Source organism: Ignavibacteria bacterium (assembly GCA_015709655.1).
Classification (GTDB): domain Bacteria; phylum Bacteroidota; class Ignavibacteria; order Kapaibacteriales; family Kapaibacteriaceae; genus OLB6.
In genome coordinates, this window is sequence record CP054181.1 from 862539 (window position 1) to 877451 (window position 14913).

11 protein-coding genes and 3 pseudogenes are annotated in these 14913 nt (G+C 49.7%); 8 read left to right on the forward strand and 6 right to left on the reverse strand.

Going from position 1 to position 14913, the window contains the following annotated elements:
• Positions 1 to 27 precede the first annotated feature (27 nt).
• The 3 genes from rpsP (at position 28) to HRU79_03550 (ending at position 3623) form a co-directional block, all read left to right on the forward strand.
• Complete coding sequence (rpsP, locus tag HRU79_03540) at positions 28 to 498, forward strand: 30S ribosomal protein S16 (protein ID QOJ25771.1); 471 nt, start codon at positions 28 to 30, stop codon at positions 496 to 498.
• Positions 499 to 562: 64 nt separating this feature from the next.
• Complete coding sequence (locus HRU79_03545) at positions 563 to 898, forward strand: hypothetical protein (protein QOJ25772.1); 336 nt, start codon at positions 563 to 565, stop codon at positions 896 to 898.
• A 1354-nt stretch (positions 899 to 2252) separates the two neighbouring features.
• Positions 2253 to 3623: a hypothetical protein gene (locus HRU79_03550; GenBank protein ID QOJ25773.1), complete on the forward strand. Its 1371-nt coding sequence runs from the start codon at positions 2253 to 2255 to the stop codon at positions 3621 to 3623.
• A 113-nt stretch (positions 3624 to 3736) separates the two neighbouring features.
• On the opposite strand, the pseudogene HRU79_03555 reads toward HRU79_03550, so the two are convergent.
• The 4 genes and pseudogenes from HRU79_03555 to HRU79_03570 form a co-directional block, all read right to left on the reverse strand.
• Positions 3737 to 4952: pseudogene (locus HRU79_03555) on the reverse strand (IS256 family transposase).
• Positions 4953 to 5163: 211 nt separating this feature from the next.
• Positions 5164 to 5961: a DDE-type integrase/transposase/recombinase gene (locus HRU79_03560; protein QOJ25774.1), complete on the reverse strand. Its 798-nt coding sequence runs from the start codon at positions 5959 to 5961 to the stop codon at positions 5164 to 5166.
• Entirely contained in the window at positions 5958 to 6209 is a 252-nt protein-coding gene (locus tag HRU79_03565) for a hypothetical protein (GenBank protein QOJ25775.1), read from the reverse strand. The genes HRU79_03560 and HRU79_03565 overlap by 4 nt, the downstream gene beginning before the upstream one ends.
• Positions 6209 to 6519, reverse strand: a pseudogene (locus tag HRU79_03570) (transposase). Before HRU79_03570 ends, HRU79_03565 begins: the two are co-directional and overlap by 1 nt.
• Before the next feature lie 71 nt (positions 6520 to 6590).
• Between HRU79_03570 and HRU79_03575 the strand changes: the two are divergent.
• From HRU79_03575 to HRU79_03595, 5 genes and pseudogenes are all read left to right on the forward strand, one after another.
• Positions 6591 to 6824 (forward strand): annotated as a pseudogene (locus tag HRU79_03575) (VOC family protein).
• Positions 6825 to 6955: 131 nt separating this feature from the next.
• Complete coding sequence (locus HRU79_03580; GenBank protein ID QOJ25776.1) at positions 6956 to 7303, forward strand: hypothetical protein; 348 nt, start codon at positions 6956 to 6958, stop codon at positions 7301 to 7303.
• Between the two features lie 440 nt (positions 7304 to 7743).
• Positions 7744 to 8184, forward strand: coding sequence for a hypothetical protein (locus tag HRU79_03585; GenBank protein ID QOJ25777.1), 441 nt, complete (start codon positions 7744 to 7746; stop codon positions 8182 to 8184).
• 622 nt (positions 8185 to 8806) lie between these two features.
• A complete protein-coding gene (locus HRU79_03590; protein QOJ25778.1) occupies positions 8807 to 9748 on the forward strand; it encodes an SDR family oxidoreductase in 942 nt (313 codons plus the stop codon).
• A complete protein-coding gene (locus HRU79_03595) occupies positions 9741 to 10748 on the forward strand; it encodes a cation diffusion facilitator family transporter (GenBank protein QOJ25779.1) in 1008 nt (335 codons plus the stop codon). The genes HRU79_03590 and HRU79_03595 overlap by 8 nt, the downstream gene beginning before the upstream one ends.
• On the opposite strand, the gene HRU79_03600 is transcribed toward HRU79_03595, so the two are convergent.
• Together HRU79_03600 and HRU79_03605 are read right to left on the reverse strand one after the other, a co-directional pair.
• Positions 10708 to 12825: an OmpA family protein gene (locus HRU79_03600; protein ID QOJ25780.1), complete on the reverse strand. Its 2118-nt coding sequence runs from the start codon at positions 12823 to 12825 to the stop codon at positions 10708 to 10710. The genes HRU79_03595 and HRU79_03600 overlap by 41 nt on opposite strands.
• Positions 12822 to 14885: a WD40 repeat domain-containing protein gene (locus HRU79_03605; protein QOJ25781.1), complete on the reverse strand. Its 2064-nt coding sequence runs from the start codon at positions 14883 to 14885 to the stop codon at positions 12822 to 12824. Before HRU79_03605 ends, HRU79_03600 begins: the two co-directional genes overlap by 4 nt.
• Positions 14886 to 14913 lie beyond the last annotated feature (28 nt).

Here is a 14913-nt window from a genome sequence, read left to right on the forward strand (position 1 = left end):
ACTCACTTATTTTAAAAAGGGACCACCATGGTCAAACTCCGCTTGCGTCGCAGGGGTCGTAAAAAACACCCGTTCTACGACATCGTTGCGATCGACGGACGCGCCCGCAGAGACGGCGCTGCCATTGAACGTGTGGGATGGGTAGATCCCATGACCACACCAAATAATGTTGTTGTTGACACTCAGCGTGCTATCTACTGGCTGAATGTTGGGGCACAACCTACCGACGTTGTACGTCAGATTTTTAGTCGCGAAGGCGTTATGCTGCACCGTGCACTTGCCTTTAAGGGGCTTGCCCCTGCCGAAATCGAACAACAGGTACAACAGCACCGCGAACGCGCTCTTGCCCGGTACAACCGCCTGAAGGCACGTCGGAAAGAACGCGCTGCCAAGAAGGCCGAGGCCGCCAATACCCCTGCAGAAGAACCTGCAGCAGAGGTCGCTCCGTCAGCCGACGAAGCTCCTGCAGCTGAGGCACCGGAAACAGCAGCAGAATAAGAACTGCTATTGGACGTTGCTAACAGGGCTATACCATTCAACGGGTATAGCCCTTAGTTTTTTTATGCAATACTGGTGTGGCAAGGAAAAAACCAACCCGTCGCGCGCTGAAACGAATGTCGTAAGGAAGGAGCAGGTTGAGTTAGTAAGCATACAGATCGTTGGTATTCTACGGGAAACTCATCCGCACAGCGTCAGTGTCACATGGATAAAGTACCTCGTGCGAACGCACACGATCCACACCCGGCGTCAAACGCTCCCAGCATCGAGCCAAGCCTGTTGGCTGCGCTCAAACAATAACACAGGAGAATGCTGGGCATACTCCGGCAAGTCCAGGCAGTACACCCATAACCGCGGCGCAGGACAGCGCAGGGACAAGCTGATTGTATTAGCCCCCTAAAAGACTGGACAGCAATCACAAAACAGATTTGTACCAGTTACCGTAGGAAATCATGGCAAGAACAAAGCGAACATTTACACCGGAAGATCGACTGAGTCTTCTGCAGGAAGCGGAGCGGGAGGGATATCTGGCAACCTGTCGCAAGTAGAATTTGAACGATTTGAGTTTAGCCATGGGCTACAAGCTCAACCACAGAAAACGCGCTCGAATAACTCCACAGCAGAAATGGGAAACTGCTCCGCTCACTACGACCGCTCAAGAGTTCGCTCGTGTGTCGGAAGCGTCCATGCTCGGTTCGAAGGGCTCCACAGAACATCATACCGTTTCTGGTGCCAAGCACCACCAATCCAGCTACTGAGGCTGTTACCGACCGTTGCTCGAACATGGATGAGAACAGCCGACACGTACTACATATCTTTGACAACAAATCTGTTTAATCTATTAGGGGCTGATACAATGCATCTATTGAACATTTGTGTAAAAAATCCCCCACTGCGGCACAGCCCGAAAACGTTACAGATAAAAAGGTCGTATATTGAGGCGTAACTAAAGCACATCCATGAAGAGTCTCATTTTTGTAGTACTGACTCTGCACTCTGTACTCTGTACTCAATTGGTAACAAGCCAGGAGAATTGGTTTTGTTTCAGGGAATCGATATGCATGGAAAAATTAGGTGCAGATCTACCTGGCAATGCAGGTCCTGGACAAGTTATTCTGACTCATCCGAATTACCCGAATTGTCAATTATTGGTTACGTATAGGGCGTGGTTCTGCGTAGTGGGATCGGAAGTAATCTATCGGCTCAGTATAACTGGCTGGGCTCCGATTGATATCAATGACCCAGGTTGTGCAGGTTTAAAATCTGTGATGTATCCATCAGGATATCTAGGCCCAGTGGATCAAGATTTTGTTCTTGGAATGTTTAATAGTCTCATACCTGTTGTTAGCGAATATTATTTTATAAACCGTCCAGGAATGTCCCCAAGCTTGTATCCATGCCCAGCAACCTTTACAACTCAGGAGTTTGTGCAAGGATCATGTGTCAAACTTGTACAGAGCTCTTACATCTCCACACAACCAGTCATTCTGCTCGATCCATTCTTCAAACTTGCATTTTGCACCCATTTCTGTTGCACAACAACTCTTGAACATTGCTTCGACAACGAAACAAATACAGTTCAAACCCGAGTTCTTACTCATTCTGGACAAATACTAGCATTCCAATGCGATGATGCTCCATTAATCACTCCGCCCCCTTCTGGAACCATTCTCTCAACAACATGCAAAGCAATGTGCCCTCAAGAGTAATACGTATAGAATCACACAGTCATCAGAGTTATGATTTTTCACGTTATGAATATTAGGTACTGTGCTACGATTTCTCTGGCACGTGCAGTAACGGTCTTGGTCATGCTGGTGCTTCAGATAACTGCTGTGCATGCTGCTATAGATGAATCAGTTCGGGTAGAACCAACAATATTGAAAGTGTTGGACTCGATTCCCCCTAACAAGCATTTAACCTTCCAAACAAAAGTGGGACGTGAAATTGTGCTGTTGAGCGATTACTTTAACATGAGTTTGTACGGGATCGATGAGTTGTCATACACAACAAACTGGTCCTGGGCACCACAAAACTCGAAAATCAGATATGCTAGGATCTCCGGCGTCCGAATGACTGGCGAGGGTGTTGGAGAGTGTCTTATAGTAAATCTTGAGTATGCCAGCGATATGTACAGATATTCCTTTGTAAACGGAAGGACAAGAGATTCATCGCTGTTGCAACTGCCTAAGCCAGCCCATCGAAGAATTGGGAGTATAGATGGCAAAGGTAGTCTCATTGCTTTCACAACGCCTGTAAGTACACTAACTGCTGATACATTGTTTGCATACTGCATGGACACTGTAACTGGCTGGCACAGTGAGTGGAAGATGCAGGTGACAAATGATGATGATATTTTGATGGGGTCGGCTATTCTAATTATGGATACTACTGTTGTAGTGTTTTGGAGGGAAGTAATAAATAGTATGGAAGTCCGAAACCGAATCATGGTACGAGGGATGTATTCGGAAGATGAACTGAAGACAATGGTTTGGAGTGATACAGGTGAGTTTAGATATGACGTCCAATTTATTGGCGCTGACGAAACCAATGGGAGCATTGTGATCATTGCATCAGCTACAAGTAGAGTTGAACCAAGGTGGGGTCTGCAGATTTGGAGATACAACGTCGGCTCTGGTGAACTTAAATTAGTAGTTGAGTTTCTGCCAAAATATACATACCCTACTGTGTTTGATGCGATGATCTCTAATGACGGGAGTGTGACTGCAGTTGGAGACATTCTCGATTATGACCCTGCGGCCGGGGAATTGATTGAGTCGTCATCACGCGGTTTCATTTGTGAATTCGATTCAGCATTAAAAACCAAGCGATTTCTCAGCATGCAGGATCAAAGACCATCACGTCTTAGCTCGCTTTATAAAGATCAGAACAAATTGTATGTATTTGGGCAGGGGGCTGATCAGGCTCCGTTTATTGCACGGATTGATGAGGATCGCATAACAAGCGCGGATTCAGGTAAACCGGGCGATCATGAAGTTCTACAGCATATTGAATGGTATGACATCTTAGGACGGTCACTACAAAACCCGGAAAACGGTGCTGTTATCGAGCTGCTGCAGTGTTCACCTGGCTGTTACCATTCAAGATTGCTCTTGGTTCACTAGCCAATGGTATCACGCTAAATAACTTGACAGGATTCATTAAATAGTTTTATAACCGTCGTATTTAGGAAACCATAACGCAAACGGGAGTGTTGCATTAAGTGTGTCAGCTGACGTCACAAGGGTAGTTGAAGACGATCAGGGAAGAGGATTGACAGTTGTGCTACAGTACGATTCAAGTTGTGAACGGGACGGTTCCATTTAGAAGTACTGTGTTCTTGAGCCAGGAAGAGTAGCTTCATCAAGGCTTCGTCGCTTGGGAATGCTCCTTTGGATTTCGTCACGGAGCGAAGCTGCCGGTGAAAGCCTTCGATGATGTTGGTGGTGTCCATGATGCGACGAATGTCTTTGTCGAATTCGAAGTAGGTGCTCAGTCCAATTGCGCTTCCATGATTCGATAACCTTGGGATATCGCGCTCCCCACTGGGTGGCGAGCCTCTCGAGGTTTCGCTCGGCTTGTTCAATGGTCGTGGCTTTGTAAACACCGTGTAGGTCTTTGACGAAGGGCTTGACATCCTGGTACGAGAGATACTTGATGGAGTTGCGCATCTGATGAATCACGCAGAGCTGCACCTGTGTCCGGGGGAAGACAGCCTCAATTGCCTCAGCGAATCCGGTGAGGTTGTCAATACAGGCGATGAACATGTCGCGCAATCCTCGGTTGGAGAGATCGGTGAGAACACCCAGCCAGAACTTCGCACCTTCAGACTCGCCGATGTAGAGTCCCAGGAGTTCCTTGTGACCGTCTTGGTTGAGTCCTATGACGCAGTAAACTGCACGCGAAACCACGCGGCCCTCATGACGCACTGTGTAGTAAATGGCATCAAGCCATACAAATGGGTACACCGCCTCCAGTAGCCGTGCACACCAGTCTGCAATCAACGGCAGGATCTTGTCGGTGACACGCGATATGGTAGCTACCAAGGCCTCCAAGCCATAGATGTCCATCAGGTGATCACGGATGTCACCGTAGCTCGCGCCACGCGCATACAGGGCGATGATCTGCTTGTCTGGGTCCACACCAGGTGTTCGCTCACGCTTAGGCAAAATCTGCGGTTGGAACGGGCCTGCGTGGTCGTGCGGTGCCTCTCGGAACCTTCCCCATGCCCATGTTCACGCTCTTGGTTTTGCGTCCATTGCGCCGGTTTGACTGTGTAGACTGGTCGCTTTCCGATTCTCAATGGGCACCGGGTTCCCGTCTAGTGCCTCCTCGACAAATTCTTTACGTAGTGGCGTTCGTACGCCATCACGACCGAAGAAAGAGTCTCCTGCTTTGAGCCGTTCGGCTGCCTGCTTCGTAAATGACTCGAAGTCAAATGTGCTAGTGTTCATGGCTGGTACTCCGTATGTTTGGTAGAGGTAGCGCCATTGACACACTGTTTGAAACAGTCTCATGGTAGTTGCCGGGCTAGTGTTTCGGGTTACTCTTCTCCAGTCAATACATACACACTCCCTTTGCCCTTACCAATCATCGTCAGCACTCGTTCGTTTCGTAAGTATTGCAGGTCTTTCTTTAATGTACTCTGTATCAACCCCCAATAGATTAGACAGAATTGTTGTTAAAGATATGTAGTACGTGCCGATTATTCTCCTTCTTGTTTGAGCAGCGGCGAGTAACAGCATCAGTTGTTGGGTCGGTGATGCCTGACAACTGAAATTGTGTTTGATGTTCTGTGAACTCCTTCGAACCGAGCCTGGCTCGTTCCGACACATGAGCGAACTCCGGAGTGGACGTAGTGAGCAGACCAGTTTCCCATTTCTGCTGTGGAGTTATTCGGCCGAGTTTTCTGTGTTTGCGCTCATAGTTATACCACTGCATGTAGTGTTGAAGATGCTGGTTAGCTTCGTAGAAGCTGCTAAACTCAAATCGTTCAACCAGCTCCCGTTGAAGAATGCTGTGGAATGCTTCGATGTAGGCATTTTCTTCGGGTGTAGCCACATGGGTAAATTCCTGCTTGGCTTCAAGTTCAGCGAGATAGCTTCTCACCTGATTGGCCAGAAACTGGGAGCCGTTATCATTTCTGATGAGTACTCCCTTGAGGTTGTACTGTGTATGCAACCTGCGAAACATCACGATCACGTCATGCTTGCGGACACTCCTCTGGAAGATCCACTGGATAATCTTGCGGCTGAACACATCCATGATCGAGAGTAGGTAATACCACCGACCTTCTCCGTGTACCCAGACATACTTAATATCAAGACATAAGTACTCCATCGGCTGATGAGCCGATATCTGCCTATACTGCACCCACGTGCGTTTCCCACGGCTACGGATAACTTTCCCAAGAAGAAGTTTCTGCTCATCCATGAGGCGATACGTCTTCTTGTGATTAATCACCCTAATTGGCGTAAATCATCATGAACAGATTGGTACCCATAAGCATTGTACGGACCACTGATAAGTTCCTTTATCTTGTCAACAACCTCTTCATTAGGGACCATCGAGCCGTGATACAGCGTATGTGTGCTGGGTTTTTTACCACGTTTTCCCGGGCGAGGCGTATAGTATAACGTACTCCGTGGCAATCCTAGCCACTGCGAAAGAACCGTAACGGCGGCTCGATCGGAGTAACGCTGGATGATCATCACTTTCTCCTTGGTTGGATAGGTGTTTTTTTAGCAACTCTCCTTTGACCTCAAGCTCTAATGCTTGTCGGGCGATGATACGTTTCAATCGCTCATTCTCTTCTTCTAACGCTCGTACGGCCGGATCTATCCGCCTATACGAGGGGTTCAGCCCTGCGACACCCTTGCATAGATACCGTTGCTTCCACTTTGCCAATAAAGATGGGGATAAATTGTACTTGAGACAGGTAGCCAAATATCCCTCCCGCTCCGCTTCCTGCAGAAGACTCAGCCGGTCTTCCGGTGTAAATGTTCGCTTTGTTCTTGACATGGTTCCCTAAGTTAACTGGTACAAATCTGGTTCGTGATTTCTGTCCAGTCTTTTAAGGGGCTAATACACGGGGTAGTGAGTACTTCTCTCCTTCAAAGAAGGAATTTATGATAAACTACCGGGTTCAGAACATTGAAGGCCTTGTAAATATACTTAAAAGCAACGGTGTGACCATGCTTGACAGTATCGAAACCTTTGACTATGGAAAGTTTGTTCACATTATGGATGCGGAAGGAAACAAGATAGAACTGTGGGAGCCTGTTGACAGCGCTCTTTCTGCAATGGGTGGCAAGACAACGAAATAACCGCGAATCAAGGGCACAGAACTCTTTTGCAACGCATTGGAAGGATGTCAATACGAATTGCACACGGGTTTTAGTGCGTCACTATTAAACCAATTTTCGTTTTTCCCCGGTATTCCGAGTTTATTTCAACAATGAAAATCTTAGTTACAGTATTAGGATTAGTCAATGGTGGCTATATGCTGCTGGATGGAGTGTTTGTCATTATCAACGGGACGTACATCGGACCAGAAAAGCCCGGGCCTTGGGCAAATGTGTTCTCTATGTTCAATGTTGATGTTTTCAAGTTAGGACCACTCTTTATTTTCTACGGTTTGACTTGGTTAGTCTGGGTAGTTGCATTATGGACGCATCAGAGTTGGGCATACGTACTGGGCGTAATCCTCTCGATTCTGACACTTTGGTATTTACCTGTCGGAACACTTTTTTCCCTAATTATCCTTATTGTTCTGCTGACAACAAGAATACGATTGGGCATCTGATAACAATCGAGATTTATACTTTGTATCACCCTGCCAAGCCCACAGTTAGCAGCAACTACCCGATAGCAGCGGTTCAGTGGCTAAATCTTTCTGTGTGCTGCTATCATCATTTATACCAGTTTGACGTGTTGCACTCCGTACTCTGCCGCTACGCACGACGATAAACAGTGTACGGTTGTACGCCCCAGCCGTGACAAACACTGACGTACTTTCTACACAACATTGGCTTTCCGGTTACGGTGAAAGCACTCATAGCTATCCATAGTTCTGAACCAATCGAAGACGGTCGTTGCGCTTCAGCAGGGTTGAATACCTCGGCAGACGTGGCTGCACCATACCAACACCCACCGGTTTTGCTATGTTAGCATGACAATACCGTTAACCAGTGCAACTCTGTGTTCCGTATCTAATCATTGTTTTTACTGTTTTACTTTTACCGCATGCTTCATTCTACAATTGAATCAGTTTATTCAAAACCGTACAGCCTGTTTAAACGACTCGTCAGCCTTGCCTTTACGCTGGCAGGATGCTACTGGATTTTTATTTATGCACTACAGTTTGCCGGCATGCTTGACGCCGGTCATCTGGTGGAATTACGCAGCGGACAAACCCTGCCGTACTTTATCCTCCTCTCGGTTTGGGGCGTGGAGTATCTGCGCACCTCCCGGCGTCTTGCAACCGTCATTAAGATTGCCAACGATAAGAATATTCCTCCCAACCAGGTCAGTGCCGACCTGCTTGGCGGACGCATGAAGCAGTTCTCGGTTATTCCGTTGATATCAACCCCGGTTGCCATCCCCGCAGTTTTCAATACTGTAGGACTGCTGGTTTCGTATGGGTTAATTGCCCGGCAATACGTGAAGCTGTTACAGTTGCTTTAGCATTGCTATATGCGTGGCCGATTGTTTTACCGCTGTTCAACTGCTTGCTCGTTGTGCTGCTGCCCCCACGTGACGCGCCCTATCTGCGCCATTGCCCTGTTCATCGAGGCCGCTCTGACTCACCGGTCAGCGCATACCATAAGCAACTGCATAGAATGTGGCAACGCCGGATTATTGATCTACCAGTACAGCCACAAGTGTTTACCACACACTACCGGTAGCAGTTAACAGGAAGGCCGACAGAGTGCTGGCATTGAATGTGCACCGAGAGCACCCGGCCAATTGAGTGCGCAGTAACGTGGATAGGCCAGCGGTGACACCAATTTACTTTCCTGCCCGATGGATTCCTGCCAAGGCACACGCAGCAAACTCATGGTGCGGAATCTCAACGGTGACACTGCCATTACAAAAACAGCCTTTGACGATGAAATCAACCTGTCTTGGCAAACCTCGGACCAGAGCAAATCCATTACCGTAGTCTGCAGGTTGGTTCACGACACGCTAGTATTCACCAACCTGAACGTAGGTTCAGCACCCAACTCACCAGGAAGCTCACCAGAGCAAACTCAGCCTTTCAAGCTTTTATTCTGTCCGGCTCCCGAACTGCCTGTATTTTTGTGCAATGGAGCGAATTCTTATTACCGGCGGTGCGGGCTTCCTTGGCTCGCACCTGTGCAGCCAACTTGTAGCTGACGGATGCCATGTGATCTGTTTGGATAATTTCATTACCGGATCGGCCGAAAACATACAGCACCTGATTGGCAATCCTCAATTTGAAATTGTGCAGTATGACGTCACCAACTACCTGTATGTGCCGGGTAAGCTGGATGCTGTACTTCACTTTGCAAGCCCCGCAAGCCCGATTGATTACCTCAAGCTGCCAATTCAAACACTGAAGGTGGGGTCACTTGGTACTCACAAAGCCCTGGGACTTGCCAAGGCGAAAGGGGCTACGTTCCTGCTTGCCTCAACGAGTGAAGTCTATGGCGACCCCCTTGTACACCCTCAGCCTGAGTCGTACTGGGGGAATGTAAACCCAATTGGCATCCGTGGTGTGTACGACGAAGCAAAACGGTTTGCCGAAGCTATGACCATGGCGTACCAGCGGTTTCATAACCTGGACACCCGGATAGTACGCATTTTTAATACGTATGGTCCTAAAATGAGAGTGGACGACGGGCGTGCCATCCCCGCCTTTGTGTCGCAGGCGCTTCGCGGCGAGCCCCTTACCGTTTTTGGTGACGGTAGCCAGACCCGAAGTATCTGCTACGTTGACGATCTGGTGGATGGTATCATTCGCCTGTTGCGGAGCTCGATTACTACACCGGTGAACATCGGCAATCCCGATGAATTAAGCATGGCTGAACTTGCCACCGAGATTGTACAGCTCACCGGCTCTAAAAGCACGATTACCTTTACCGAACTGCCGATGGACGACCCGAAGGTTAGAAAACCTGATATCACAGTAGCCACCCAATCCCTGGGATGGCAGCCCACCGTTTCCAGAACCGAAGGACTACGTGCTACCATCCGGTACTTCCGCGGAATTCTGAACATTGCGTAACATACTGGCATCCCTCCGCACCAAAAGCGCCCGGTTCCTGCAACCGGGAACTGCACTGTTTGCCTCTACGGCATCGCTTACGGTGTGCGTGCTCCTTGCCTTTATCAGCGTGTTTCTTGGCCAGTGGGAAGAGTCACTCCTGATTCAGACAAACGGATACATTGCGCTCATTGATATCGGGAATTCAGTGCTCTTCCTGGTTGCGGTTGACCGCTCAACACGGTCAGCCGACACAACCTTTAACTATGGATACGGCAAGTACGAAAGCCTTGCCATCCTGGTTAGCGCAAACCTGCTTACAATAGTCACGATTTTTACAATTATCCATGCTATTAGCCTGTTTCGTGAACCGCCGGCCGGCAGCAACTATCTCCTTTTGCTTATTTGGAGTTCCGTCTCTTTTTTCATCATGCGCCTTACTGCCAGGCGCCTTGAACGCAGCGCCAACAGGCTTTTTGTGCCCATGCTCCGCTACGATGCCGAGCTGTGGAGAGTAGATTCGTGGGTCGAACTGGGAGTTCTGATCAGCCTCCTTGCCGAGGCACTCCTGGAGTCGTCAGGATGGTTCACTGCGGCAACGACCATCGACGCCGTAGCATCCATTGCCCTACTCGGACTTACACTGAAGGTTCCGCTGCGGCATGGGGCCGAGGCATTCCGGCACTTAACAGACCGGACCCTGCCCGATGATATGCAGTCCGACATCATGAATATCATCCAGTCAGTCGAGCATAAGATCTACGCTCTGAAAGCAGTGCATACCAGGCAGAGCGGTAAGGACATCTTTATTGAAATTGACATCGTGATGCCGGGGAGCCTCACTCTGAACGAACTCTACAACGTCGAGGAAGAGTTACTTGCCAAAATCAGAAAAAGATTCCCAACGGCAATTCCAAGGGTGTACACAACGCCAAGTGCAATACCTGACCAAGCGCACGGGAAGCCCCCTGACCCTGGTTCTACCGCTTCTTCGTTACCTCAATCTGAACAGTCCGACTAAGAAAACGCTCCTCAGGCGTCTGGTTTGACTCAATTCCCGGAGGTCGTTTATCAGTTGAAATCTCGGTGCACTCCAGAATTATCCTGGTTTTCATTATTCTCTGAATTTCACTACATACAGCGCCGGCACGCCTCTGTGCCAGCTGACGGTTGAAGTCTGCATTTCCCAGCAGATCAGTGAAACCACGAACAACAACCTTCGAGCCTGATGGTATGCCCTTTACAAAGGTTCGGATCTGTTGCAGTGCAGTATTGGTAAGCTCGTCACTCGAAACATCAAATAAAGTTAATGTCAGGCGCTGCAGTTCATCTTCTAAGGTGTCGCGCTGCACGGGCAGCACTACAGTTGCTGCTGCCCTACTGTTTTGTATTCCACGGATGGTGTATTCGAGCATCAGCGGAGTTGAGTCCGACAATTTCTCAACCGAACCGGGTGTTAGTGCATGCACAATTTGAAGGGAGCTTCCGGCTGAGTCAATCGTGAACAGAGGATCTGCGCCCGCCATACCCCGAATTGTCCATCCCGTAACATAGCGTGTACTCGAACCGGATGGGTCCAGAACCAGTAGTGGCGGGTCAACAGTTCGCGTTTCACTGAACTTCCGTTTTGCAACAGGTTCAATAACCGTTAAGTCTGATGTTTCGATTTCCACCCGTCTGTTCTCGCTGTACCCATATTCACTTTGCTCGCGGGTTGCACGTGCCGGAGCGCAGTTACCCGACGTCTCGGCAATATGAATCCGATTCGGATCAACCTTCCAGACCTGCACCAGGTAGTCACGCACCGCCTGTGCACGGTCACGTGCCAGTGAACAGTTCCCTGCCTCGGTTGTGGGATCGGCTGTTCCCCGTAGCGTTATTGTTGCGGTGGGATTACTGTTCAATCGTGAACCAATGATATTCAGAACTTCGCGGTGTACCGCCGTCGTTGTGGGTGGAATGTGATCTACCGAGAATGATGCTGAATTCTGAACCTGGTGGTACCGCGAAGAAAGTGTTACTGCCTGTGATTCAAAGAAAACAACGGGGAGCAGGGGCAATGCTTCCGAAACAAACTGCGTACTCAGCCTGATGGTAAAGGTGTTGTGTTCAGTTCCACCGGCATCCCTGCCACGTGCATGAATTGCAGCTACAAGCTCGGGTTTCTGCGGTTGAACGATGGTGTCAGTTCGGTACAACTTGCTTGTAAAAATGACTTCTTCGTTGGTTACAGCTGTATCCGTTACCATGGTTTCCGCTCCGGCTATTGTGCGCAGCGGCTGGTCGGGTGCTGTGGTAATCACAACTGTATCAATAAATTCCTGGGTACGCCTCTTGATTGGCAGTGGTGGTTCGGGCGCATTTAACGCAAACGAAACCGAGGCTCCCACCCGCGCGATGTTGGCACGCCATGATACCGACTCCACAACGTCGGTAATCCCCATATTCAAAAGTATCTCGGGTGATAAAACCACATCGTGATTTGCTGACATTGGGATATCGAATGCCAAGCCCCCTGTAAGCATCACTGCAGGACTTATCATGGACTGTAGTGCCGCATCTCGGGTCTCGTTCCGCACCCGCATCCCATTTTCAAATGTTCCCAGTCCCGGCATGATCAGGGTTTCCCTCTGGTCGAACTCCCCTCCCACCATGCTTCCAATGCTTGCGCCAAGCAACACCCGAACAGGCTTGGCAACCTTTACATCTGCCAGCAACTCGGCACCAAGAAAGGTGAGACTTGTTTCCAGCGTGTGGCGAGTTACACCATCAACATTACCGCTCACAAGAATCGACTCGTCTGAATCAAATGTGCCGTTCATTGGAAGATAGGTTACACGGGCCTGAAGCCGGATGGCCTTGCTTAACTCCTGACGCAGCGATGCCGAAATCCCAAGCGTACCGGTGAGAGACGAGCCGTATGCCGTACAGCAGGTGGGGGCAAACGGTAACGTGAAGTCACTCCCTTGCGACACAATGCCGCCGTGGACAGAAAAGCCAATCTGGGTTAACAGCACATCGTTGGGCGATACTTCTACCCAGGGCTGCGCCTGCGATGTGATTACGCCAAAACACAGTACAATACAAAGCAACTTCATTGAACAGCCCCCACAATTTCACTGAGCAATCCCGTTGCCGTGGTGATAACAACACCAAGTATCCGGCCTTTACAGTGCTCAGGGAGCTCACAGCTAAACGTGGCACCGTCATGCGCCGTGAGCACCCGGAAATCTTCCCATACAAGGTTGCCGCTCACTGTAAATATCTTTATCGTTACCGGACCCCGTTCGCCAACAGTAACCGTAAGTATCGGATTGCCGGCGGAACCGGACAGGTGTACCGAAAGTGGAAGGCCAACCGGGTTGAACAAGCGCGGCAGGCCACCCGCACGACAAATCCCGGTTACGTACACCGAGTCAGACGTGGTTTCGATATTGATTTCCGGACCATCCCCAATTTGTTTAACATCGTCCCAGCGGATGGATGTAATACTGTCAGTACCAAGCGTAGCCCGGAACAGAAGTTCACCAAACGTGCCGGGCTGCTTCGGTGTCGGAACCGGCTCCAGTGTAAGCATCGTCCGGTTACCGGTCTGCGAGGTTAGTGCCACCGGTATCGAAGTTGAAAGAAGATGGAGAAGTGTGTGATTATACGTCAGGCGTGGCTGCAGACTGTCGATATCCGTCAGGGTTAAAAAATCCCCAGCTGTTAGCTGAAGCTGAACCGAAATGTTGGCTCCGATTTCTGCAGTGCCTCCGGTTGCATGAAGTTTTGCTACCGTACGCGGAGGATGTGCAATCGAGAAATTGCTGCATGTATCACCCTGCAGGATTTTATTCCGGACTCGCCAAACAACAGCACTTCCGTCAACCGACGTTGTAAGAACCTGTTCGTCATTCGGACTCCAGTGCACCGAGGTAACCGCCGCCCTGTGCTGCATACGCATTGGCGGGTGAACCCCGTCCATCCAGAAAATATGGGCCGCGTTATCGGTACCGCAGGCAGCAATCATATCACCCGAAGCAGACCATTCAACGTGCAGTACCGAACCGCGAATTCCGTAAAACTGATGCAGCAGATTTCCAGAGTCGGCATCCCAGACCGTTACCGAACTGTCACTCATTCCTACGGCCAGCATGGTTCCATCGGGGGAGTACGCAACAGAGCGGACGCCTTCCTTGGGATCGGAGCCCTGCCACAGCTCTGTGCCTGAAAAGGCATTCCATACGCGGACAGTGGCATCCCCGCCAACAGTGGCAACGTTCTTCTCATCGTTAGAGAACTCACCCTGAAGAACGCCCAGTTGGTGTCCTGAAAACACTACCGGCGCACCGCCGCCTGGCATTGGATGAATCCGCGCATCATCGGCGCATACCAGAACTCTGCTGCCGTCGGTATCAAAACATGCATCCAGAATGTTGGTTGTTGACGGTATGGTACGTACAGGTGCTGCTGACGGGAGGTCGAAGAGCCGAATCCTGTTATCAGCCGACATTGTTAAACATCGTGAACTGTTTGAATGCAGCTGGATTTTTGTAACCGGCTGCGGGTGACGCAGCGTGGCCTCCACCGAGTTATCGGCAGTACGAAAGCTTATTACACCGGCATCGTTTGTTGAAGCAATAATCCTAACCGAGTCAGCACTCCAGGCTACATCGGTATAGGGAGTAACTGTACCCGGAAGCGACACCAGCGGCACCGAACCGCCCACTCCGGGGTCCCAGATGTGAGGCTCGTTGGCAACCGTCACAATGCGGTCAGAGCCTGGTCCCCACGCTCCACCCTTTACAATCCCGGTATGTCCGGTATAGATGACCACATCGGCGGGGCTTATCGGCGCCACCTCCGTTACCCGTATGCGATAGGTGGACGCAGGCGGAAGGTCTGACACATTCCACGTGTAAGAAAGCCCCCTTACGGAATCAGTAATCAGATACCACTGCAGACTACCTGTATTGTACTCAAGTCTCACCGGCAGTGTGTCGGCAACACCTGCCCACCGTATTGTTATCAGTGTATCACGGTTTGTATAATAAATCTCACCGCCTGCCGGAGATGTTAGCTGAAGGCTGCCGCTTTGTGCAACAACGGGTACGGTGAACACACACCCGATCCCAATAATAAATAGTATTATTGCTTGCGCAATAGTTTTCCTCAATGTACACCTCCACACAACAGTTGTACAA